The organism is Cupriavidus sp. P-10 (assembly GCF_003402535.2).
In the GTDB taxonomy this organism is placed as follows: domain Bacteria; phylum Pseudomonadota; class Gammaproteobacteria; order Burkholderiales; family Burkholderiaceae; genus Cupriavidus.
The window spans coordinates 2,261,562-2,283,426 of sequence record NZ_AP025170.1; the positions used below are offsets into that span (position 1 = coordinate 2,261,562).

A 21,865-nucleotide genomic window follows, 5' to 3' on the forward strand; every position below is an offset into this window, starting at 1 on the left:
CGAAGTTAACACCGTCCAATCCGGTTTACAACCTTTCCAATCGAGATGTGGGTAAAGGCAAGCGCATGCGGGAGAGGGGAGACAACATTGGCAGCCTGGACTGGTCAGCGACCGGAGGCGTCGCTTACTCAGCGTGAATATCCGCAGACTTGATCACCTTGCCCCAGCGCGCCAGTTCCGCCTTCTGGTACTGAGCCAGCTGCTGCGGGTTCATGTACTTGGCCTCGGCGCCCAGTTCCTCGGCCTTCTTGCGGAAGGCTTCGGTACGCATGATCTTCTCGATCTCGCCGGTGAGCTTGTCGACCACGGCCTTGGGCGTGCCGGCCGGCGCATACATCGCGAACCACGACGACACGTCGAGATCGGGGTAGCCGGCCTCGGGTGCCGACGGCACGTCCTTCAGGCTGGGCAGGCGCGTCTTGCTGGTCACCACCAGCGGGCGCAGCTTGCCGGCGGCGATATGGCCCATCAGCGGCGGCGGCGTAGTCATGGTCAGGTCGACCGTGCCGCCCAGCAGGTCGGTGATGGCCGGGCCGGTGCCCTTGTACGGAACGTGCGCGATCTTGGTGCCGGCCATCTGGTTCAGCAGCTCGGTCGAGACATGCTGCAGCGAACCGTTGCCCGACGAGGCGTAGTTGAGCTTGTCCGGGTTGGCCTTGGCGTACGCGACCAGTTCCTTCAGCGACTTGACCGGCAGGTTCTGGCGCACTACCAGCACCTGCGGCGCCGACAGGATATTGGCTACCGGCGCGAAGTCCTTGACCGGATCCCACGACAGGTTCTTCATCAGCAGCGGCGTGATCACGTGGAAGCCCGAGTACTGCAGCATCAGCGTGTAGCCGTCCGGCTTGGCGCGCGCCACCAGCTGCGCGGCGATGCCGCCGTTGCCGCCGGGCTTGTTATCGACCACCACAGGCTGGCCAAGCGCCTTGGATAGCGGCTCCGAGATCATCCGTGCCGCGATGTCGGTGGTGCCGCCTGCCGCGGCGGATACCACCAGCGTGACCGGGCGGTTGGGATAGGCATCCTGCGCGAGCGCGGCAGGCGCCAGCCATGCAGCACCGAGCGCCGCCAGCGTGGCAGCGACGGCCTTGCGCCGGGCGGCAAAGGTAGACGTGGCGGGCCTGGCAACGATGCGTTGAAGGGCTTGTTTCATGAGGGTCTCCATTTGTATTGCCAATGTCTTGTTGTTGTCCGGGTGCGGCGCTAGGCTTGCGCCGCGAAATGCTCCGCCATCCATGCCGGCGGCTGGTGCGTGCGCAGGCGCGGGCCGGCGCTGAGCAACTGGCTGTGGATGTCGCGCCCGACCAGCGCGGGCAGGCCGGCCACCGCGTCGAGCAGCGCACCGAGATTGACGCCGGTCTGCACGCCCATGCAGTCGAACATGTGGACCAGGTCCTCGGTGCTGACGTTGCCGCTGGCACCGGGCGCGTACGGACAGCCGCCCAGGCCGCCGGCGGCCGCGTCGAAGCGGGTCACGCCGGTCTGCCATGCCGCCAGCGCATTGGCCAGGCCCATGCCGCGCGTGTTGTGCAGGTGGATGGTCAGGCCGGTGCCGGGCAGCGCAGCCTGGAACCGCTCGCACAGTGCGGCCACTTGCGTGGGATAGGCCATGCCGGTGGTGTCGCACAGCGTGATGCCCGCCGCGCCGGCTTCGGCGAAGCGCGTGGCCAGCGCCATCACCGCGCCGGCATCGACCTCGCCCTCGAAGGGGCAGCCGAACACCGTCGACAGCGAGATGTTGACCGGCACGCCCGCGGCGCTGGCGGCTTCGATCATCGCCAGCAACTGCGCCTGCGATTGCTCGCGCGTCATGCGCAGGTTGGCGCGGTTATGGGTCTCGCTGGCCGACATCACCAGGTTGACCTCGTCCGGCCGGCACGACAGCGCGCGCTCCAGCCCGCGCAGGTTGGGCACCAGCACGGTGTAGCGCACGCCGGGGTAGCGCTGGACCTGGTGCATCACCGCTTCGGCATCGGCCAGCGCGGGGATGGCCCGTGCCGACGTGAACGAGGTGGCTTCGATGCGGGCAAAGCCGCAGGCCGACAGCGCGTCGACGAAGGCGACCTTGCCGTCGGTAGGCACCACCACCGGCTCGATCTGCAGGCCGTCGCGCGGCGCGACTTCATTGATTTCGACGCGGGCCGGGCCGCGCAGCTGGGCGGCGGCGCTCATGCGATCACCTTGCGCGCGCGCAGGTCGGCAATGGCGGCGTCATCGAAGCCCGCCTGCTTCAGCACGGCATCGGTGTGCTCGCCCAGCGCGGGCGCGCGGTCATGGATGCCGCCCGGACTGGCCGACAGCTTGGGCACCACGCCCGGCACTTCCACGGTGAGTCCGCCGGCCGAGGTCACCGACTCGATCACGCCGCGGGCGCGGTAGTGCGGGTCTTCGGCAATGTCCTTGACGGTATAAATGCGGCCCGACGGCACCTGCGCCTCGCGCAGTACCGCCAGCACCGATTCCACGGTCTGCGTGCGGGTCCAGTCGGCGATGGCGGCATCGATCTCGTCGACACGCTTCACGCGGCCGTCGTTCTGCGCCAGCGCCGGATCCTCGGCCAGGTCAGGCCGGCCGATGGCCAGCATCATGCGCTTGAAGATGGCATCGCCGTTGGCCGCCACCAGCACGTATTCGCCGCTGCTGCAGGGATAGGCGTTGGACGGGGCGATGCCGGGCAGCGCGCCGCCGGCGGGCTGGCGCACCGCGCCGAAGGCAGAGTATTCCGGCAGCAGGCTTTCGCTCAGGTTGAACAGCGATTCATACAGCGCCACGTCGATCACCTGGCCCTCGCCGCCACGCGCATCGCGCTGGTACAGCGCGAGCAGCACGCCCATGGCGCCGTGCAGGCCGGCGATGGTGTCGCCCAGCGACAAGCCGGCACGCACCGGCGCGCGGCCCGGTTCGCCGGTCAGGTGACGCAGTCCCGCCATGGCCTCGGCCACCGCGGCAAAGCCCGGCTCGTCCTTCTTGGGGCCGGTCTGGCCGTAGCCCGACACGCGCAGCATGATCAGGCGCGGGTTGTCGGCATGCAGCACGTCCCAGCCCAGGCCCCACTTCTCCATGGTGCCGGGGCGGAAGTTCTCGATCAGCACATCGGCCTCGGCGGCCAGCTTGCGCACCAGCGCCTGCCCTTCCGGCTGGCGCAGGTCGATGCAGATCGATTCCTTGTTGCGCGACTGTGCTTCCCACCACACCGACGTGCCCTCATGCAGCATTCGCCATTTGCGCAGCGGATCGCCCTGCCCCGGCGGCTCTACCTTGATGATGTGTGCGCCGAAGTCGGCCAGGGTTTTCGCGGCAAAGGGGCCGGCGATAAGTTGTCCGAGTTCGAGAACGCGGATGCCCTCGAGGATCTGTTGCGCCATGGCGTGTCTCCGTGCAATGCGGGGGATTTGTTGCGCCGCGGAAATCCGATCCGTTGATCGATCCCGCCGCGTCTGTCATTGGCACGGAGTGTGCCCCAGCGAGGGGCGAGCCAGGAATCGGCAATCGGAGAAGCGGGTTTTCTCGGAACGCGAAAGGCTCCGGGGGCGCTTGGCGCCCAAGGCGTCAGAACGGCGCCTTGTCCCCGCACAGGTGAGTGATCAGCAGCCGCGCCGACACCGTCAGCCCGGCCGGATCGCGCAGGCCGATCAGCAGCGAGCGGCGCGCCCACGCATCCTGCAGCGACACCAGCGACAAACCCATCGACTTGACGTGCGGCTCGGCCGCGATGCGCGGCAGCACGCCCACGCCCAGGCCGGCCATCACCATGCGGCACATGGCATCGAAGCTGCGCACCTGGATGCGCAGGCGGAACGGCCGGTCGAGCCGGCTGCTTTCCTCGAGCAGCCGCGCCGCCAGCGAGGTTTCCTGCGGCAGGCTGACAAAGTCGAACTCGAGCGTATCGGCGTAGCGCACCGGGCCGCGCGCAGCCAGCGGATGGTTGGGCGGCGTGATGATGACCAGCTCGTCCTGGCGGTACTCGACCGTCATCAGCCCCGCCGCCGGCGTGCGGTCGGCAAAGATGCCGACGTCGGCGCGGTTCTCCACCAGCGCGGCGACGATGTCGCGGCTGTTCTGCTCTTCCAGCTCGATGCGGATGGTTGGATGCCGCTGCATGAACGACGCCAGGTCGTCCGGCAGGAACTGCGTGATCGCCGACGTGTTGGCGCAGACGCGCACCTGCCCGCGCACGCCGGACGCATAGTCGGACATCACCCCGGCCATGCGCTCGACATCCTGCAGGATGGTCAGCGCATGGTGGAAGCAAGCCTGTCCGGCTTCTGTCAGTTGCACGCCGGCGGCATGGCGGAAAAACAGCGGCGCACCCACCGCGGTCTCCAGGTCCGAAATGCGCTTGCTGGCGGCCGCAATGGCCAGGTGCGACTGACGCGCGCCGGCAGATATGCTGCCCTGCCGTGCCACGGCGACGAACAAGCCAAGCGTGACGAGATCGAAGCGGGCCAGGTTCATGGGGCAGGCAGGGACGCGGAAGAATCCGGGAAGCGGCGTGCGGGCATGCAGCGCCGCGCGGCCGGGATCAGAGGTTGCGGCGGTCCATCACCGCGCGCGCGATGGTGCCGGCATCGACGTACTCCAGCTCGCCGCCGACCGGCACGCCGCGCGCCAGGCGCGACACCTTGAGGCCGCGCGCCTTCAGCATTTCGCCGATATAGTGGGCGGTGGCCTCGCCTTCGCTGGTGAAGTTGGTGGCGACGATGACTTCGCCGACCGGGCCGCCCAGCTCCGGCTCGGTGGCGCGCGCCAGCAGCCGGTCCAGGTGGATCTCGCGCGGGCCGATACCGTCCAGCGGCGACAGCCGGCCCATCAGCACGAAGTACTTGCCGCGGTAAGTCAGCGTCTGCTCGATCATGACCTGGTCGGCCGGCGTTTCCACCACGCACAGCAGCGCGGCGTCGCGGCGGTCATCCAGGCAGGTCTCGCAGATCTCCTGCTCGGTGAAGGTGTTGCAGCGCTGGCAGTGGCGGATATGGTCCGCCGCGCCGCGCAGCGCGTCGCCCAGCTTGCGCGCGCCCTCGCGGTCGTGCTGCAGCAGGTGGTAGGCCATGCGCTGGGCGGACTTGGGCCCGACGCCCGGCAGCACCCGCAGCGCCTCGACCAGCGCCTGCAGCGAAGTCGGCGCGGAACCCTTCACACCCGCTTTCACGCTTGCCTTCAGAACGGCAGCTTGAAGCCCGGGGGCAGCGGCAGGCCCGAGGTCATCGAGCCCATCTTTTCCTGCGTGGTGGCCTCGGCCTTGCGCACGGCGTCGTTGAAGGCGGCGGCGACCAGGTCCTCCAGCAGGTCCTTGTCCTCGCCCTCGGCCAGCAGGCTGGGGTCGATGGTGACGCGCTTGACGTCGTTCTTGCAGGTCATGACCACCTTGACGAGACCGGCGCCGGACTGGCCCTCGACCTCGATCTGGGCCAGCTGCTCCTGCATCTTCTTCATGTTTTCCTGCATCTGCTGGGCTTGCTTCATCAGCCCGGCGAGTTGACCTTTCATCATGATGGAACGCTCCTGGATTCGGTAGGAAATTCGGTGGTGGAAATTCGTGGCGGATGGTGCGGACCGGGCCGTCAGGCCGCGCGCGGCTGGATCGAGCCTGGCACGATCTGGCCGCCAAAGTCGCGCAGCAGCCCTTGCACGAAGGGATCGGCCTCGATCACGGCCTCGGCTTCGCGCTGGCGCTCGGCACGTGCCTGGGCATCGGCCGCCGCGGCGGTGACCGCGACCGCGCCGACTTCGCACAGCACGCGCACCGGCTGGCCGAAGTGGTCGCACAGTGCCTGCTGCACGCGTTCGGCGACGCCGTTCTCGCCGAGGGCGGCCACCGGGATGCGCAGGTTGAAGGTGGTGCCGACCACCTGCGTCAGTTCGCTCTGGTATGCAAGTTGTTGCGCCAGGCCCTTGAGCGGCAGGCCAGCAGCCAACACCGGCCAGTCGCCGGTGAAGACCGGCGGCGAGCCGTCTTCGCCCGCTGCGGGCGGGCGTGGGGCGACGTACCTGGCGCCCTCGGCCGGTGCAGTTGGCGCCGCGGTCTCGCGCGCGGGCTCGGCTTCGCGCACGGGCGCGCTGGCGGGCCTGGGGGCGACGTTCCGTGCGCCGTTGCCTGGATTGGCACGTGCCGGCGGCTCGCCGAAACCGTTGTCGCTGAAACCGTTGTCGCTGAAACCGTTGTCGCTGAAACCGTTGTCACGCTCGTCCGCACGGAAACCCGGGTCGCTGTCATAGGGGCCGATGACCGGCAAGTCCGGCGGCAGGTCTTCCCATGGCGGCACATCGCTGCCGCCGGAAATCTCCCACGGCGGCACCGATTCGGGTTCAGGCTGGCGCGCGGCCGGAGCCGGCCTGGCGGGCGCCGCCGAGGGCTGCGGCACAGCGCGCTGCGCCGGTGCCTGGGCTTGCGCGGGCGGCTGCGGAGCCGGCCGGGCCGGAGCCGCGGCAGGACGGCTCACGGCAGCGGCACCCGGCGCGCGCAAAGGCTGTGCCGGCGGACGCTGCGCGGGAGCCGCTGCGGCGGCGGGCGCGGCAGGCGGCGGGGCATTCCGCGAGCCACCGCGCGCGGATGCGGCACGTGCGGCCGCCAGCGCGGCACGGGCCGGCGACATGGCAGCGTCTGGCGCGGAGCGCGCTGGTGCGGCGGCCGCAGCCGGTACAGCCGATACAGCCGGCGCGGCGGACCTGGCCACGGGTTCGGATACGGGTGCCGGCGCGGCCGGCTTTGCCGCCGCCGGCATCGGCGCCGCTATAGCGGCAGGGGCGGCTGCCACCGCGGGCGCAGCCGCCACCGCGGCATGCCGGGGCGTGGCCGGATCGGCTGCCAGCGCCGCATTGCGCGGGCGCGACGGCGCGGCGCCGCCACCCTGCCCTTGCGCGACGGTCGGGGGCGTCGGCTCCGGCGACGCCGACGGCCGGAACGCCAGCATGCGCAGCAGCGTCATGGTAAAGCCGGCATACTCGTCCGGCGCCAGCGCCAGCTCATTGCGGCCGAGGTTGGCAATCTGGTAGAACAGCTGCACTTCCTGCGCGTCGAACACGCCGGCGAGGCGGCGCACATCGTCCGCCTCCGGCCATTCGTCCTGCACCGAAGCCGGCACGGCCTGCGCCAGCGCCACCTTGTGCAGCAGCGAACCCAGGTCCTGCAGCGCGCCGGCGAACGACAGGCTGCGGTCGGCCATGGCATCGGCAATGCCCAGCATGGCGGCGCCGTCCTCGGCGGCGAGCGCATCGAGCAGCTGCACCAGGTAGCCCTGGTCGATCGCGCCCAGCATGCCGCGCACCGCTTCCTCGGAGACCTCACCCGCGCTGTAGGCGATCGCCTGGTCGGTCAGCGACAGCGCATCGCGCATCGAGCCATGCGCGGCCTGCGCCAGCAGCCGCAGCGCGTTGCCGTCATGGCCGATGCCTTCCTGCGCCAGGATATGGTCCAGGTGCGAGACGATATGCCCCGGGGGCATCTGCTTGAGGTTGAACTGCAGGCAGCGCGACAGCACCGTGACCGGGATCTTCTGCGGATCGGTGGTGGCGAGGATGAACTTGACGTGCCCGGGCGGCTCTTCCAGCGTCTTCAGCATGGCGTTGAAGGCGTGGTTGGTGAGCATGTGCACTTCGTCGATCATGTAGACCTTGAAGCGCCCGGTGCCTGGGGCATAGACCGCCTTGTCGAGCAACTGCGCCATCTCGTCGACGCCGCGGTTGGAGGCGGCGTCCATCTCGATGTAGTCGACGAAGCGGCCGCTGTCGATCTCGGTGCAGGCCTTGCACACCCCGCATGGCTGGGCGGTGATGCCGCCGTTGCCGTCAGCGCCGGTGCAGTTCAGGGCCTTGGCCAGGATCCGCGACAGCGTGGTCTTGCCGACCCCGCGCGTGCCGGTGAAGAGGTAGGCGTGGTGCAGCCGCTGCTGTTCCAGCGCGTGCGTGAGCGCGCGGACCACGTGCTCCTGGCCGACCAGCGTGGTGAAATCCCTGGGGCGCCATTTGCGCGCTAGAACTTGATAACTCATGGCGGCGATTGTAGCAAATGGCGACCGCCCGCTGCCCGCCGCCGGGCCGGAGTTTGCGGCCTGGAGCGCAGGCCCGCCGGCGGCGCCGCGCCGCTGGCGGGTTTCAGGCGCGGGGCGACTTCAGCCGCATTCGCCCACGTAGCCGCAATTCGCGCATTTCGCACAGCCATCGACCTTGTGCAGGGCGTGCGCGCCACACTCCGGGCAAGGCTTGCCGGTACCCACCCCGGGGGTGACCACGCCCGCGCCGGCCTGGACGGCGGACCCGGCATCCGCGGCCAGCGCCGCCCCGCCGCTCTCGCGCTGCGCCAGCCGGGCCGCCAGCGCCGCCACCGGCACCTGCCCGCCTTCGGCATCGAGGAAGCCGCGCTTGATCAGGATGCGCTGCAGCGCGTAGCCCAGCGCCGCCACCTCCGAGTCATGGAAGCGCGGCACCTCGGTGCCGTCCTGCCGCACCAGCGCGCCGTAGCGCACGGTGCCCTTGTCCCACACCACGTTGCGCATGTCGGCCAGCGCCTTGGCGACCGAGCCGCCCGAGCGCGCCACCATCGACAGCAGCCGCATGGTCGAGGTGATCCACTGCTGGCCCTCGCTGCGCTGCCCGGCCGGCATGAAGAATTCCACCGGCCGCTCGATCGCCACCGGGCTGCCGTCGATGACGCCGGCCACGCGCATGAAATTGACGGTCAGGTAGACGGTCTTGTGGCCCTCGTAGGTCAGGTACTCGACCTTGGAGGTCACGCCCTCCAGATCGCCGACTGGCCGGCTGTTGAACGGGCGCACCAGCGGGTTGTCATCAGCCACCGTTGCAGACGCTGCCGCCGGCGCGTCGACCGACAGCACTGCGCCAAGCACCGAATTGGGGCGATAGGTCGCCAGCCCTTTCAGCCCCGCCTGCCACGCCTCCAGGTACAGGTGGCGGAAGGCCTCGTACGGATAGTCCTCTGGCACGTTGACGGTCTTGCTGATGCTGGTGTCGATATACGGCTGCACCGCCTCCAGCATGCGCATATGATCCAGCGCCGACATCTGCAGCGCCGTGACGAAGCTGTCCGGCAACTGCGCCATGTCGGCGCCCATGTGACGGTAGAGGCGCCAGGCGTGGTCCGCCACCTCGAACGAGCGGTAGCTGTTGTCCGGCATCCGCTTGCGGCGGTTATAGGTCCAGGAGAAGGCCGGCTCGATGCCGTTGGAGGCATTGTCGGCAAACGCCAGCGTGATCGTGCCGGTCGGCGCGATCGACAGCAGGTGCGAGTTGCGCAGGCCGTTGCGCGCAATGGCATCGCGCACGGCCTGTGGCAACCGGCTGGCGAAGCCGCTGCTCAGGTAGGCGTCGACATCCAGCAGCGGGAAGGCACCCTTCTGTGCCGCCAGTTCGGTCGAGGCCAGGTAGGCCTCGTCACGCATGCGTTCGGCAATGCGCGCCGCCAGTTGCCGCGCCGGCTCGGTGTCGTAGCGCAGGCCCAGCATCACCAGCGCGCTGCCCAGCCCCAGGAAGCCCAGCCCCACGCGGCGCTTGGCATGAGCCTCGGCCTGCTGCGCCGGCAACGGCCAGAAGGTCACGTCGAGCACATTGTCGAGCATGCGCGTGGCCACGCGCACCACCTCGGCAAAGGCATCGAAATCGAATTCAGCCTGCGCCGAGAACGGCTGGCGCACGAAGCGCGTCAGGTCGATCGAGCCCAGGCAGCAGCAGCCATACGGCGGCAGCGGCTGCTCCGCGCAGGGATTGGTGGCCTCGATGCGCTCGCAGTAATAGAGGTTGTTGTCGGCGTTGATGCGCGACAGGAACAGGATGCCGGGCTCGGCGTGGTCGTAGGTGGCCTGCATCACCTGGTCCCACAATTGCCGCGCCGGCAAGCGGCGGTACACCCACTGGTCGTCGTCGCGGCGGTAAGCGCCGGCGGCAATCATGTCGACGCCGGGCTCGGCTTCATGGATCAGCTCGATCTCGCCATCGTCCTGCACCGCGCGCATGAATTCGTCGGTCACGCCGATCGAGATATTGAAGTTGGTCAGGTCGCCCTTGTCCTTGGCGTGGATAAAGCTTTCGACATCCGGATGGTCGCAGCGCAGCACGCCCATCTGCGCGCCGCGGCGCGCGCCAGCGGATTCCACGGTCGCGCACGAGGCATCGAACACCTTCATGAACGACACCGGCCCAGACGCGCGCGAATGCGTCGCGCGCACCAGCGCGCCCGCCGGCCGGATCGCCGAAAAGTCATAGCCGACGCCGCCACCGCGACGCATGGTCTCGGCCGCCTGCGCCACCGCGGTGTAAATGCTGGGCCGCCCGTCCCGCGCTTCCGACACCGAATCACCCACCGGCTGCACGAAACAGTTGATCAGCGTGGCCTGGATGCCGGTTCCCGCAGCGGAATTGATGCGCCCGGCGGGCACGAAGCCGTTTTCCTGCGCCCACAGGAAGCGCGCGCTCCAGGCCTCGCGCTCGTCCTCGGGCTCGGCCTGTGCCAGCGCGCGCGCCACGCGCTGCCTGACCTCGGCAATGCTGTGCTCTTCGCCCTTGGCGTATTTTTCGATCAGGACTTCGGTGGAGATTTCCTGCGGCGCCATGGCACCGCGAATGATCTGGTCGTTTGCGTTCATGTCTGGGCTCACCACGCTCCGAAGGTTGGTGATTCAGTGGGTCCGGGACGCACCGCCGGTGCGCCGCGCCGCGAAAGTGCGGCGGCCTGCCATGGTCGGGCCCGCGCGGCTGGCATCGCCTGCGCCAGATCAAGCCGCGGCGTTGCCAAACGCAATGACCCGCGCGTGGTGAGGCAATTCGACGCGATCGCCCAGACTAGGTTACAATGCCGCTCGGACGGGCCTCCTCGCATGGTGGCGCGGTCAACCTGGTCAGGTCGGGAACGAAGCAGCCACAGCCGTTTTCCGCCAGTGCCGAGGGTCAGGCTCGTCCACCTCTATCTCCCTCCTGCTGTACCCTTCCACCGCTTCAGCCCCTTCGCCGCTTCAGCCTGCGCTCGCGCGAACAGCTCATCGGGATCCGCACGCCGCTTGCAGCGCCGTCCCTGTCACTTTAGTACAGCGGGCCCGCAGGCGTGCGCCCCACACGGCGCACCCAGGGCCATTCTGCGCCGATTCTCCGGAGCTGTCCGGCGCGCGCGCCACTCAGAACAACGAACCCTGTTGCGTCAGCATCGGCGGTGCCAGGCGCTCGGCGGGAATCCACTCGCCGTCCGCGGTGGCCACGCCGGCCTCGATCCGCTTGCCGGGGAACAGCGGCGCGACCGCAGCCACGTAGCGCCCCAGCTGCGCACGATAGGCCGCGTGCTCCTGGGGCAGCAGCCGCAGCTTGTAGTCGACGATGACGACCCGATCTTCGAACTCCACCAGCCGGTCGATGCGCAACAGCCGGCCACGCGCGTCATACAGCTCGACTTCATTGCGCGCGCTGCCGGACTCATCCGCCGACAGCAGCGGTGCCAGTGCCGGCGCGCCCAGCATCACACGCACCGCCGCCAGCGCTTCTTCCACCTGCTCGCGCCACGCTTGCCGCGCCCCGGGAGTGTGCGCGCCGGTCAGCGGGAACCAGCGCAGCACCGTGTCGATGTCCGGAATGCCGGCGAAGGTTTCCGGATAGCGCGTCAGCCGCTCCAGCAAGGCATGCACCAGCTCGCCATGGCGGGCCGCCGCGGCGTTGAAGACGATGCCGTCGTGTTCCGTCGGCTCTTCCTCGGCCTGCGCGTCGTCCTCGAACGATGGCAGCGCACCGGCGTCGCGGTAGCGCAGGCGGAAGTCGGTAAAGCGCACCGGCTCGCTCAGGCGCGCCGGCACGGGCGCATCGCCGCCGCCCGCGGGCGCAAGTTGCCCGGGGTACGCGGGCAACAATTCGCCCACGCCCGCGGCCTGCAGCCGCACGTACCAGCTGCCGGCAATCTCGGCGTTGTTCTCGCCGGCGGCGGCGCGGCTGGTGCGGCCCTTCACGCCGCTGACCAGCAGGCCTTGCTGCGCCCGCGTCATGGCGACGTACAGCAGGTTCCAGTTCTCACGCTCGCCCAGCGCGGCCTCGGCCTCGAACATCGGCGCGCGCGCCAGGCCGCGCTCGCTGCGCTTGCCGTACGCCGAGAAATGCCGCGGCACCGGCGATGACGGCGGCCAGTCGACCAGGATCCCGCCCTTGTCCGCGGCAGGATCGCTGTGGTTGGCATCGAGCAGCACCACGAACGGCGCCTCCAGGCCCTTGGCCGCATGCACCGTCAGGATGTGGACCGCATCGAGGCCGGCGAAGGCGGCATCGTCCTCGGCCGGTTCGATGTCTTCGGCGCTGTCGCCCATGCCGCCTTCGTCAGGGCTCTCGCCCTCGTCGCCACGGCGGATTTCCTGCAACTCGTCGATGAACTTGGGCAGGCTCGGATAACGGCCGCCGTCGAGGTCGAGCGACAGTTTCAGGAAGGCGTCGAGATTGGCCAGCACCTGCTCGCGGATATCAGGCGGCGCGGCTTCGGCATAACGGCGCCGGACTTCGCCGCCGTGGAAGATCTGGTCGATCAGGTCGTGCACCGGCTGGTGCGGCGCGATGCGCAGCCACTGGCGCAGCCGCGGCACGCCGTCGCGCAATGCGTCCGAGACGTGCTCGGGCAGGCCGTTGGTTTCGATACGCGCCCACCAGCCGCCCTCGCCTTCCAGCTGCGCCAGGGCCAGCAGGTCATCGTCGGTCGCGCCGACCAGCGGGCTCTTGAGCACATGCGCGAGATCCAGATCGGACTCCGGTGTCATCAGGAAGGCCAGCAACGCCGACAGGTCCAGCGCTTCCAGCGTGGCCAGCAGGCCGCCGCGGCGCGGGCTCAGGCATGGGATGCCCGCTTCGCGCAGCGCGCGCTCATAGTCCGCGAGGTGGGTCTTGCGGCGCACCAGCAGGTGCATGTCGCTCCAGCGCGCGGGGCGCGTGCCGCCGTTCTCGTGGACCGGCACGGTGTCGCGCACATGGCGCAGCCAGGCGGCCACACGCCTGCCCTCTTCCAGACGCAGCGAATCGCCGGCCTGCCGGCGTGGCTGGAGCAGCGTGTCGCGGTGCGTGTCGCCGTGCGTGTCGGTGCCTTCCGCGTCTTCTGCCCGCGCGTCCTTGTCGCTCGCCTCGCGGCTGTTATCAGCCTTGTCATCAGCCTTGTCGGCCTCCACCATCGGCAGCAGCCACACCGGCCCGCCGCCTTCGGCAAGCGCCGAGGTCTGCGTCTCGTACAGCGGGTAGCGGCCTTCGGCACGCGCCGCGTCGAACACGGCATTGACCCAGTCCAGCACCTCGGCACGGTTGCGCCGCGTGCGGTTGGTACGCAGCACCGTCGCCCCGAACGCGTCGCGCAGCATCTCGCCGGCTGCGCCGAACAGGCGTGCATCGGCGCGGCGGAAGCGGTAGATCGACTGTTTGGGATCGCCCACCAGGAACACGGTCGGGCGCTCCCCCAAACCCGCGTAGCCGGCCAGCCAGCCCTGCAGGATGCGCCACTGCAGCGGGTTGGTGTCCTGGAACTCGTCGAGCAGCAGGTGGCGGTAGCGTGCGTCGAGCCGCACCTGCAGGTACGTCGCAGTCTCTTCGTCGGACATCAGCTGCGCGGCCTGCCATTCCAGGTCGGCGAAGTCCATCGCGCGCTGTTCCTGCTTGTGCTGCTGGTAACGCGCCAGCAACGCGTCGCCGATGCAGAACAGCGCCTGGTTGATGGCAAGCACCGCGGCCTCGCAGCAGCGGGCGGCGATCTCGTCGAGCATCGCGCAGATGGACGCGTGCTGGTCGAGCAGCGTGTCGACCATGCCCTCGCCGCCGGCTGCCTTGACCAGCGCGTTGGTCCGGCGCAGCGAGCGCGGCTCGCCCGTGGTGGTGAAGAAGGCCGCGCGCAACTGCCCGAACACGCGATCGGCGGGCTTGCCCGGCGCGGCGCCGGCTTCGCGCCACGCTGTGATGGCCATCAGCCCGTCAGTGATGCGCGTGGCATGGGCCTGTTCGGTCTTGCCGCCGGCGCCCAGGCGCAGCGCCAGCGTCTCGCACGCATCGCGCCAGCCTTCGTCGGCCAGCGCCTGCAGCAGCACGTCGCCCTGCGCGTCTTCGCCCAGGCAGTCGCCCAGCGCCTGCAGCGGGCTGCCGCCCTCCTGCATCGCCCACCATTCACTGCGCGCATGGAACATGGCGTCGAGCAGCGCGCGCGCCTGGAAGTCGCCCACGGTGTCGACCAGCGTTTCCCAGGCGGCACGCAGGTCTTCGTACTGCGGCGTGGCCAGCGCGCGCCATACCGGCGCCCACGCTTCACGCTTCATGCGCAAGGCATCTTCGCGCAGCGACGCGCCGGGCACGATGCCCGACGCCAGCGGCGCGCCGCGCAGCAGCGTGCCGAACCAGCCGTGGAAGGTGTCGATGGCCATGCGCCCGGGTGCGGCCAGCACCTGCGCATGCAGGCGGCGCGCGCGCGGCAGCGCCTCGCGCGCTGCCTCCGGCGTCAGGCCACGCTGCATCAGCGCAGCGATGACGTCCTCGTCGGGATCGCGCGACAGTTGCGCCAGCACTTCCAGCAGGCGGTCGCGCATTTCTTCAGCAGCCTTGCGCGTGAAGGTGATCGCGAGGATCTCGTGCGGCGCGGCGCCGGCCAGCAGCAGGCGCACCAGGCGCGCCACCAGCAGCCAGGTCTTGCCGCTGCCGGCACAGGCCTCGACCACGACGGAGCGCGCGGGATCGCAGGCCGCGCGGGTGAAATCGGCCTCCGACACCGGATGGCCATCGCGCTGGTAAGGCTGGACCTGGGTATTGAGTGGATCGTGGACCATCATGTTTTCAGCACCGGCACGGCGGTAGATTCCCAGAAGCCCTTGCGGCACAGGCCGCGGGCGGTGCAATACACGCAGGCCGAGGCATCGCCAAATGCTGGAAGCTTAGCCCCCTGGCGCAGGCGCATCACGTCATGGCGCATCTGCCGTTCGAGCCAGGTGACGGCGGCCTGGAAGTCGGGCAGGCCGACCTCGCGTTGCGCCGCCGCCGAGGTGTCGCGCGCGCTCTCCTTCGCGCCTTCGAGCGACACCCAGCTGCCATCCACCGCATCGGCGCGCAATAGCCCGTAGAACGGCAGCTGGCAATCTTCCTCGACCTCGGCCAGCTTGCGCTTGAGCCGCGTGGCACTCTGCGTCTTGTAGTCCAGCACCGCATGCGCGCCGTCCGGCCCCTGGTCGAGGCGGTCGATGCGTCCGGTCAGCCGCAGCGGCTGGCCGTCGGGCATGGGCAGGTCGATGCCGGCATCGAGTTCGCCGCCGCGCCAGAACCAGCCCTCGGCCTCGCGCGCCGACTGCCAGGCGACATACGAGGGCAGCACCTCGCACCAGCGGCGGTAGTAGGCGATGGCATTGCCGTCCTCGGCCATCAGCGCGCCGAACACATCGTCGGAGATCTCGCGCAGCCGCGCCAGGCGCTGGTCCTGCACCAGCGTCTCGCCACGCTCGCGGCGCGTGTGCAGGTCCTTGTGGTAGCGCAGCAGCACTCGGTGCAGGTGCTCGCCGATCTCGCGCTTTTCCAGTTCGTCGCTGACAGTCTCCAGCCCGGCCAGGCCGAGCATGCGGCCGGCGAAGAACTGATACGGGCAGCGGCGCAGCATGTTGTAGGCCTGCGCGCTCCAGCGCTGCGGCACCAGTTCCGGCAACGCGGACGGCGCGGGCATGCCTTGCGGTTCGGCGAAGGTTTCGTAGGCCTGCGGCACGGCGTTGCTGTCGATGATGACGCCGCTACGGGCGCAGCATGCCGCCAGCCGCTCGATCCAGCCCGACACGTGGTGCGGTTCGCCGCGGCCGCCGTAGCGCTGCCAGGTCATCACCACATCGGCATTGTTCAGCAGCACTTCGGCCAGGTCGCGCGCCTGCTGGGCGAAGCGCGCCTCGCGGTCCTCCAGGTCCAGCTCGCGCCGCATCTGGTTGGAGAAAAACATCAGCTCGGCCGCGCTCGATGGCAGCTGCGCGTCGTCGCAACCCACGATCACCACGCCCTCGAAACGGCGCATGCGCGCGCCGTTCAGCGGCAGGATGGTGATGCGCGCCGGGCCGCTGGCGGATGGCTCCTTGTAGGCCACTGATTCGAGCAGCGCCGACAGCATGGCGCGGAATTCGCCCTGCGAAAGCGTGGCATGGCCGCCGGTTTCGTCCAGCGGCAGCTCGTGCAGCCGCGCCAGTGCATCGAGCAGCTGGTTGCCCGCATCGTCGCTTGCCAGCGCGGCGCGCATGCCGAGGCCGTCGAGCATGCCGTCGAGCCGCTCCAGCCACGTTGCCAGGGGATGCTGCGCAAGTCCGCGCGGCCAGCGTGCCGCCTCGTCGGCCAGCACGGCAACCAGCGCCCGCGCGGCGCGGCGCGGCGCTTCGGCTGCCTCCTCCTCGTCGCTGCCAGGTTCGGGCGCGCTGGTCGGTGCGGTGCCGAACAGTTGCCGCAGGCGCGGCCAGCCGCCGGTAATGCCTTCGCGCCGCACCTGGCGCTCCAGCAGCGCGATGGCCGCACCGCGCTCGGCGAAATCGGGCAGGCAGAACGGGCTTTTCAAAAGGTCGAGCAGCGCCGCGGTATCGCCGTCGCGCACCAGCAGGTCGAACCAGCGCATCAGCGCGGCGGCCGCGCGGGTGGTCGACAGCTTCCAGCCGGTCTCGTCGCGTACCGGTGCGCCGGCACGGGCCAACAGGGCTCGCGCACGCCGCGCCACCACGCGGTCGTGGGCTACCAGCGCGACCTGGCGGCGTCCCTCATTGAGCCATTGCACCAGTTGCGCCGCTGCGGCCGCGGCTTCGTCCTCGAAGCGCGCGCTGCCGATCACGCGGATGGCCGGGCGTTGCTCGGGCAGTGCCGGCGTGGCGGGCGGCGGCGCAATGGCGTCTTCGGTCTCGGCAATCCGTGCTTCGGGCCACAGCGAGAGCAGCGTCTGGTACCAGTCGGCGTCGGCGTGCGCTTCGCCCTGCCCCGACCAGTCATAGCCGACCTGTAGCACCGGCACCAGTTCGGCGGCATCGCGCAGGAACGCGGCTTCAAGCGGCGTGGGCGGAGTCGGCGCGATCCAGATCACCGGGCCGCGCAATGGCTGCGACAGTTCGCGCAGCGCGCGGCGCCGTGCCGGGAGTGGATCATCCGGCCCGGACAGTGCCTGCCAGAATGCCAGCACGATGCGCGCCTCTTCGCCGAGGAAGCGTTCGGACAGGTGCGAGTAGGTGCGTTCCAGCGCCCCCTGCAGCAGCGCGGCGCGGTCGTCGCCGTCGATGTCGTCGTCATCGCGGATGGCAGCGTCCTCGAGCCAGCGCGCATTCAGCTCGTCGCAAATCGCAAGCAGCGTCTGCGACAGGCCCCACGCCGCGGTCTCGTTCTGCGCGCCAAAGGCGCGGCGCAGCCAGTCCTGCCCGCGCACTGCCTGCTGCACCGCCAGCAGCCGTGCAGCGTGGCTGCGCACCGGCGTGCCGTCGGGGGGCAGGTCGAGCAGCCAGTGCCCCAGCGTCAGCACGCGCGGCAACAGGCGCGGCCGCCCGGCAGCACGCGCGGCGGCGTCGAGCGCCTCGCGCACACCTGGAATCTGCGCGGCGGTCGGCACCACCACGTGCGCGGCGGCTTCGGGCGCGCCGCAGCGGTCCATGAAAAACCAGGCAGCGGTGGCCGCCTGCTCGAGGAAATCAGGGCCAGGGCGAAAACTTAGCGACGTCATGGGCTCATGGGCCGCAGCGCGGCGTGGCTGCGGTAACTGCGTCGGTCGGGGAAGACGTCGGGGAACAAGGCAATGAAAATACCGGACGCCGCCGGCCAGCATGGCGGGCGGCGATTTTCAGGCAACGGCATCGGCGCCAAGGGCCCGGCGCCGCCGGCGGGGGTCGGACCGCTCAGTGCGTGCCGCCCTCCAGCCGGGCGCGGATCTCGCGCGCGGTTTCGAGCAAGCCCTCATAGCCGGAGCGCGCGTGTTCGGGCAGGTCCGGGTCGCCCACCAGGGTACCCAGCGTTTCGATGATGCTGTAGACCAGGCCCTTGGCGGCGCCGCTGGCAATGCTGTTGGTCTCGACCGCGCTGCTGATATGGTCCAGCGCATCGCTCAGGTGGTCCACGTCCGGCGCCTGGCCGGACTCGGGCTGGGTAGGCTTGCGGGGATCGGTGTTCATGTCGATGACCTTGTCGATGACCTTCTCGATGACCTTCTCGGAAGAGCAGGGTACGTGAGGGCCGGCGGGCCGGTGCGCGGCCCGCCGACCGCTTTCTATTCTACGCGCACGCAATGCGGATCCGGCACTGCGCCGCGCCCGCATGTGCACGCCATGGCACCCACGCCGATTGCCGGAATCTCTTGGCGCCATTGAAAATAAGCATTTCTACTAATCACCCGATTGCAGCAGAATCATTACCGTTGCCGGCGACGTTTTCAGCCCAGTCCCAGGGCCGGTCTTGAAAATCGGCAAACTGGTAACATATCGCCAGCAACGGGCGCGGCTGCGGCCGCCAGAGCCAGCCGGCAGGCGGCAAAGGCGTCCCCGGCGGGTCCGCGCAATCTCGTGTAAGGTTACGGTTCTGCCCTACCCAGTTTCCCAGCCTTCAACATAAACAGAGCGAAACCAGAGGTTTTCCGCCATGAGCGAACAAATCAAGTATGTGAGCGACGCCTCCTTCGACGCCGACGTCCTCCAGTCCGACAAGCCCGTCCTGCTCGATTTCTGGGCGGAATGGTGCGGCCCCTGCAAGATGATCGCCCCGATCCTGGACGAAGTCGCCAAGGACTATGGCGACAAGCTGCAGGTCGCCAAGATCAACGTCGATGAAAACCAGCAAGTGCCGGCCAAGTTCGGCATCCGCGGCATCCCGACGCTGATCCTGTTCAAGAACGGCGCAGTCGCGGCCCAGAAGGTCGGCGCGCTGTCCAAGTCGCAACTGACCGCGTTCCTCGACGGCAACCTGTAAGCTGCGCGCCGGAGCGAAACCAACCGCTCCGGTTTTGTCACGATCCGACGTGCGTGCACCACACCCTGGCGCACCGGTCGGATTGTGCTAAGATGCCACCAACAACTCCCCGAGCGTTCGCTCATTTTTCCCCCTTCTCTTTCAGTCTCGCCCGTCCGGGCAAATCTGTACCCCTCGTCTATGCACCTGACAGAACTCAAATCGCTTCACGTGTCTGCGCTTCTCGAAATGGCGGCAACGCTCGAGATCGACAACGCACAGCGGATGCGCAAACAAGAACTGATGTTTGCGATCCTGAAGAAGCGCGCCAAGATGGGCGAAACCATCTTCGGAGACGGCACGCTGGAAGTTCTGCCCGACGGCTTCGGCTTCCTGCGCTCGCCGGAGACTTCGTACCTGGCCAGCACGGACGATATCTATATCAGCCCGTCGCAGATCCGCCGCTTCAACCTGCATACCGGCGATTCGATCGAAGGCGAGGTACGCACGCCCAAGGACGGCGAGCGCTACTTTGCGCTGGTGAAGGTGGACAAGGTCAACGGGCAGCCGCCCGAAGCGGTCAAGAACCGCATCATGTTCGAAAACCTGACGCCGCTGCACCCGAACCGGCCGCTCACGCTCGAACGCGACATCAAGGCTGAAGAGAACATCACCGGCCGCATCATCGACATGATCGCGCCGATCGGCCGCGGCCAGCGCGCGCTGCTGGTGGCATCGCCCAAGTCCGGCAAGACCGTGATGCTGCAACACATTGCGCACGCGATTGCCAACAATCATCCGGAAGCCGACCTGTTCGTGCTGCTGATCGATGAGCGCCCGGAAGAAGTGACCGAGATGCAGCGCTCGGTGCGCGGCGAAGTCGTGGCATCAACCTTCGACGAACCGGCCATCCGCCACGTGCAGGTCGCCGAAATGGTGATCGAGAAGGCCAAGCGCCTGGTCGAACTGAAGCGCGACGTGGTGATCCTGCTGGACTCGATCACCCGCCTGGCGCGCGCCTACAACACGGTGGTGCCGGCCTCGGGCAAGGTGCTGACGGGTGGTGTCGACGCCAACGCGCTGCAGCGCCCGAAGCGTTTCTTCGGTGCCGCGCGCAACCTGGAAGAAGGCGGTTCGCTGACCATCATCGCCACCGCGCTGATCGAAACCGGCAGCCGCATGGACGACGTGATCTATGAAGAGTTCAAGGGCACCGGCAACATGGAAGTGCACCTGGAACGCCGCCTGGCGGAAAAGCGCGTCTACCCGTCGATCAACCTGAACAAGTCGGGCACGCGCCGCGAAGAACTGCTGATCAAGCCGGAAATCCTGCAGAAAATCTGGGTGCTCCGCAAGTTCATCTCCGACATGGACGAAGTGCAGGCGATGGAATTCATCATGGACAAGATGAAGGCCACGAAGAACAACGCAGAGTTTTTCGATATGATGCGCAGAGGCGGCTAAGCCTCGCTGCGGCGTACTGCACCAGGACGCGCCGCAAGATGGACAGGAAGGCGTGCCACGGCACGCCTTTTTTGTGTCCGATGGGTTTCTATGCTCGGCAAACTGACTACATTCCTGCGCACCCGCTCCAGGGCCCGCAAGCTGGAGCACTATGCGATCCCCGATGACCTGTGGGAGCGCACCGTCGCCACGCTGCCTTTCGTGCAGCGCTACGGCAGCGAAGACCTGGCCGCGCTGCGCGAACTGGCCACCCTGTTTATCGCCGAGAAGGAATACTCGACGGCGCATGAGCTGCCGCTGGCCGACGACATGGTCGTCAGCGTCGCTGTTCAGGCGTGCGTACCGATCCTGAAGCTGGGGCTGGCGTGGTATCGGGGCTGGCGCGGCATCGTGCTCTATCCGGGCGAATTCATCATCCGCCGGACCGTGCAGGACGAGATCGGCCTGGTGCACGGCGTGGTCGAGGAAGCCAGCGGCGAAGCCTGGGAGCACGGGCCGGTGATCCTGTCCTGGCCTGACGTGCACACTCCGGGCGCGGGCATCGACAGCGACCATGAGTTGCCGGCCGACACCTACAACGTGGTCGTCCACGAGTTTGCCCACAAGCTGGACATGCTCGACGGGGAGCCGGACGGGGTGCCGCCTTTCTCGCGCGTGCTGCACCCGGATATCGATGCTGCAGCTTGGGCCGAGACCTTCCTGACCGAGTACGACCGGTTTGCCGAGGCCTGGGACGCGCGCGATGAGTCGGATTGGGAGCATCCGGAACGGCTGCCGCCGGCGTTGCGCATCATCGACCCTTACGGCAGCGAGGCACCCAGCGAGTTCTTTGCGGTGACGTCCGAGGCATTTTTTGTCGAGCCTGGCGGGCTGGCCCGGCATTGGCCGGTTGTTTACCAGTCGCTGGCCTCCTTTTACCGTCAGGATCCCGCCGCGATGTGAATAAAAAGGCATGGCCGGCCAACCAGCAGACAGCGCGCGATATGCCTTCCCCCCTTCCCCAAGTTATTGTTTTTCTGCCATAATCCCGTTTTGCCCGTTACCGGCAAGTGGTTCGTTCGTCGACGCGTCGTGTTTTCAGCGGTAAAGCGGATCGCAACGGACTGGCTACCCAACCAGAAAGGACTCACCATGAAAGAAGGCATTCACCCGAATTACCGCGAAGTCGTGTTCCAGGACATGTCCAGCGACTTCAGCTTCATCACCCGCTCGACTATCCAGACCAAGGACAAGATCGTGAAGGACGGCAAGGAATACCCGCTGGCCAAGATCGAAGTCTCGTCGGAATCGCACCCGTTCTACACCGGCACCCAGAAGATCATGGACACGGCCGGCCGCGTCGAGAAGTTCCGCCAGAAGTTCGGCAGCAAGCTGGGCAAGGCGGCTGCGAAGTAATCGCTTTCGGCGAACCCCGCTTCGCGCGGCCCGCGGACAGATGCTCCGGGCCGACGCGAACCAGCAAAGAGGCAGCATCGGCTGCCTCTTTTCTTTTGTGCCCGCCGTTTGCGCGCCCCTGGCCAGCCGGCGCCGGCACTGT

15 protein-coding genes and 1 other RNA gene are annotated in these 21,865 nt (G+C 68.5%); 5 read left to right on the plus strand and 11 right to left on the minus strand.

What is annotated here, in order from left to right; genetic code table 11:
• Positions 1-124: 124 nt before the first annotated feature.
• From CTP10_RS10400 to CTP10_RS10435, 8 genes are all read right to left on the minus strand, one after another.
• Entirely contained in the window at positions 125-1,156 is a 1,032-nt protein-coding gene (locus CTP10_RS10400) for a Bug family tripartite tricarboxylate transporter substrate binding protein (RefSeq protein ID WP_116322043.1), read from the minus strand.
• Positions 1,157-1,206: 50 nt separating this feature from the next.
• Positions 1,207-2,175 (minus strand): hydroxymethylglutaryl-CoA lyase, encoded by a 969-nt coding sequence (locus CTP10_RS10405; RefSeq protein ID WP_116322042.1) that lies wholly within the window; start codon positions 2,173-2,175, stop codon positions 1,207-1,209.
• Complete coding sequence (locus CTP10_RS10410) at positions 2,172-3,368, minus strand: CaiB/BaiF CoA transferase family protein (protein WP_116322041.1); 1,197 nt, start codon at positions 3,366-3,368, stop codon at positions 2,172-2,174. Before CTP10_RS10410 ends, CTP10_RS10405 begins: the two co-directional genes overlap by 4 nt.
• A 184-nt stretch (positions 3,369-3,552) precedes the next feature.
• Positions 3,553-4,458, minus strand: a complete 906-nt coding sequence (locus tag CTP10_RS10415; protein ID WP_116322040.1) for a LysR substrate-binding domain-containing protein — start codon at positions 4,456-4,458, stop codon at positions 3,553-3,555.
• Positions 4,459-4,525: 67 nt separating this feature from the next.
• Positions 4,526-5,140, minus strand: a complete 615-nt coding sequence (recR, locus tag CTP10_RS10420; protein WP_116322039.1) for a recombination mediator RecR — start codon at positions 5,138-5,140, stop codon at positions 4,526-4,528.
• Between the two features lie 20 nt (positions 5,141-5,160).
• Positions 5,161-5,493 (minus strand): YbaB/EbfC family nucleoid-associated protein, encoded by a 333-nt coding sequence (locus tag CTP10_RS10425; protein ID WP_012353187.1) that lies wholly within the window; start codon positions 5,491-5,493, stop codon positions 5,161-5,163.
• A gap of 71 nt (positions 5,494-5,564) precedes the next feature.
• Positions 5,565-7,991: a DNA polymerase III subunit gamma/tau gene (locus CTP10_RS10430; protein ID WP_116322038.1), complete on the minus strand. Its 2,427-nt coding sequence runs from the start codon at positions 7,989-7,991 to the stop codon at positions 5,565-5,567.
• Positions 7,992-8,111: 120 nt separating this feature from the next.
• Positions 8,112-10,598, minus strand: coding sequence for an adenosylcobalamin-dependent ribonucleoside-diphosphate reductase (locus CTP10_RS10435; protein ID WP_116322037.1), 2,487 nt, complete (start codon positions 10,596-10,598; stop codon positions 8,112-8,114).
• 216 nt (positions 10,599-10,814) lie between these two features.
• On the opposite strand from CTP10_RS10435, the gene ffs reads away from it, so the two are divergent.
• Positions 10,815-10,913, plus strand: an RNA gene (ffs, locus tag CTP10_RS10440) — signal recognition particle sRNA small type.
• A 210-nt stretch (positions 10,914-11,123) separates the two neighbouring features.
• Here ffs and CTP10_RS10445 read toward each other — a convergent pair.
• The 3 genes from CTP10_RS10445 to CTP10_RS10455 all read right to left on the minus strand — a co-directional run bounded on the left by CTP10_RS10445 (position 11,124) and on the right by CTP10_RS10455 (position 18,095).
• A complete protein-coding gene (locus CTP10_RS10445; RefSeq protein ID WP_233528289.1) occupies positions 11,124-14,768 on the minus strand; it encodes a UvrD-helicase domain-containing protein in 3,645 nt (1,214 codons plus the stop codon).
• On the minus strand, positions 14,765-17,650 hold the full coding sequence (locus CTP10_RS10450; protein ID WP_116322036.1) for a PD-(D/E)XK nuclease family protein: 2,886 nt from the start codon (positions 17,648-17,650) through the stop codon (positions 14,765-14,767). The genes CTP10_RS10445 and CTP10_RS10450 overlap by 4 nt, the downstream gene beginning before the upstream one ends.
• A 172-nt stretch (positions 17,651-17,822) precedes the next feature.
• Complete coding sequence (locus CTP10_RS10455; protein WP_116322035.1) at positions 17,823-18,095, minus strand: hypothetical protein; 273 nt, start codon at positions 18,093-18,095, stop codon at positions 17,823-17,825.
• 463 nt (positions 18,096-18,558) lie between these two features.
• Here CTP10_RS10455 and trxA point away from each other — a divergent pair, with 463 nt between their 5' ends.
• The 4 genes from trxA to CTP10_RS10475 all read left to right on the plus strand — a co-directional run bounded on the left by trxA (position 18,559) and on the right by CTP10_RS10475 (position 21,723).
• Positions 18,559-18,885: a thioredoxin TrxA gene (trxA, locus tag CTP10_RS10460; RefSeq protein WP_029046118.1), complete on the plus strand. Its 327-nt coding sequence runs from the start codon at positions 18,559-18,561 to the stop codon at positions 18,883-18,885.
• Between the two features lie 180 nt (positions 18,886-19,065).
• Positions 19,066-20,328, plus strand: coding sequence for a transcription termination factor Rho (gene rho / locus CTP10_RS10465; RefSeq protein WP_042886485.1), 1,263 nt, complete (start codon positions 19,066-19,068; stop codon positions 20,326-20,328).
• A 90-nt stretch (positions 20,329-20,418) separates the two neighbouring features.
• Complete coding sequence (locus CTP10_RS10470; protein ID WP_116322034.1) at positions 20,419-21,270, plus strand: M90 family metallopeptidase; 852 nt, start codon at positions 20,419-20,421, stop codon at positions 21,268-21,270.
• A gap of 189 nt (positions 21,271-21,459) precedes the next feature.
• Positions 21,460-21,723 (plus strand): type B 50S ribosomal protein L31, encoded by a 264-nt coding sequence (locus CTP10_RS10475; RefSeq protein WP_116322033.1) that lies wholly within the window; start codon positions 21,460-21,462, stop codon positions 21,721-21,723.
• Positions 21,724-21,865 lie beyond the last annotated feature (142 nt).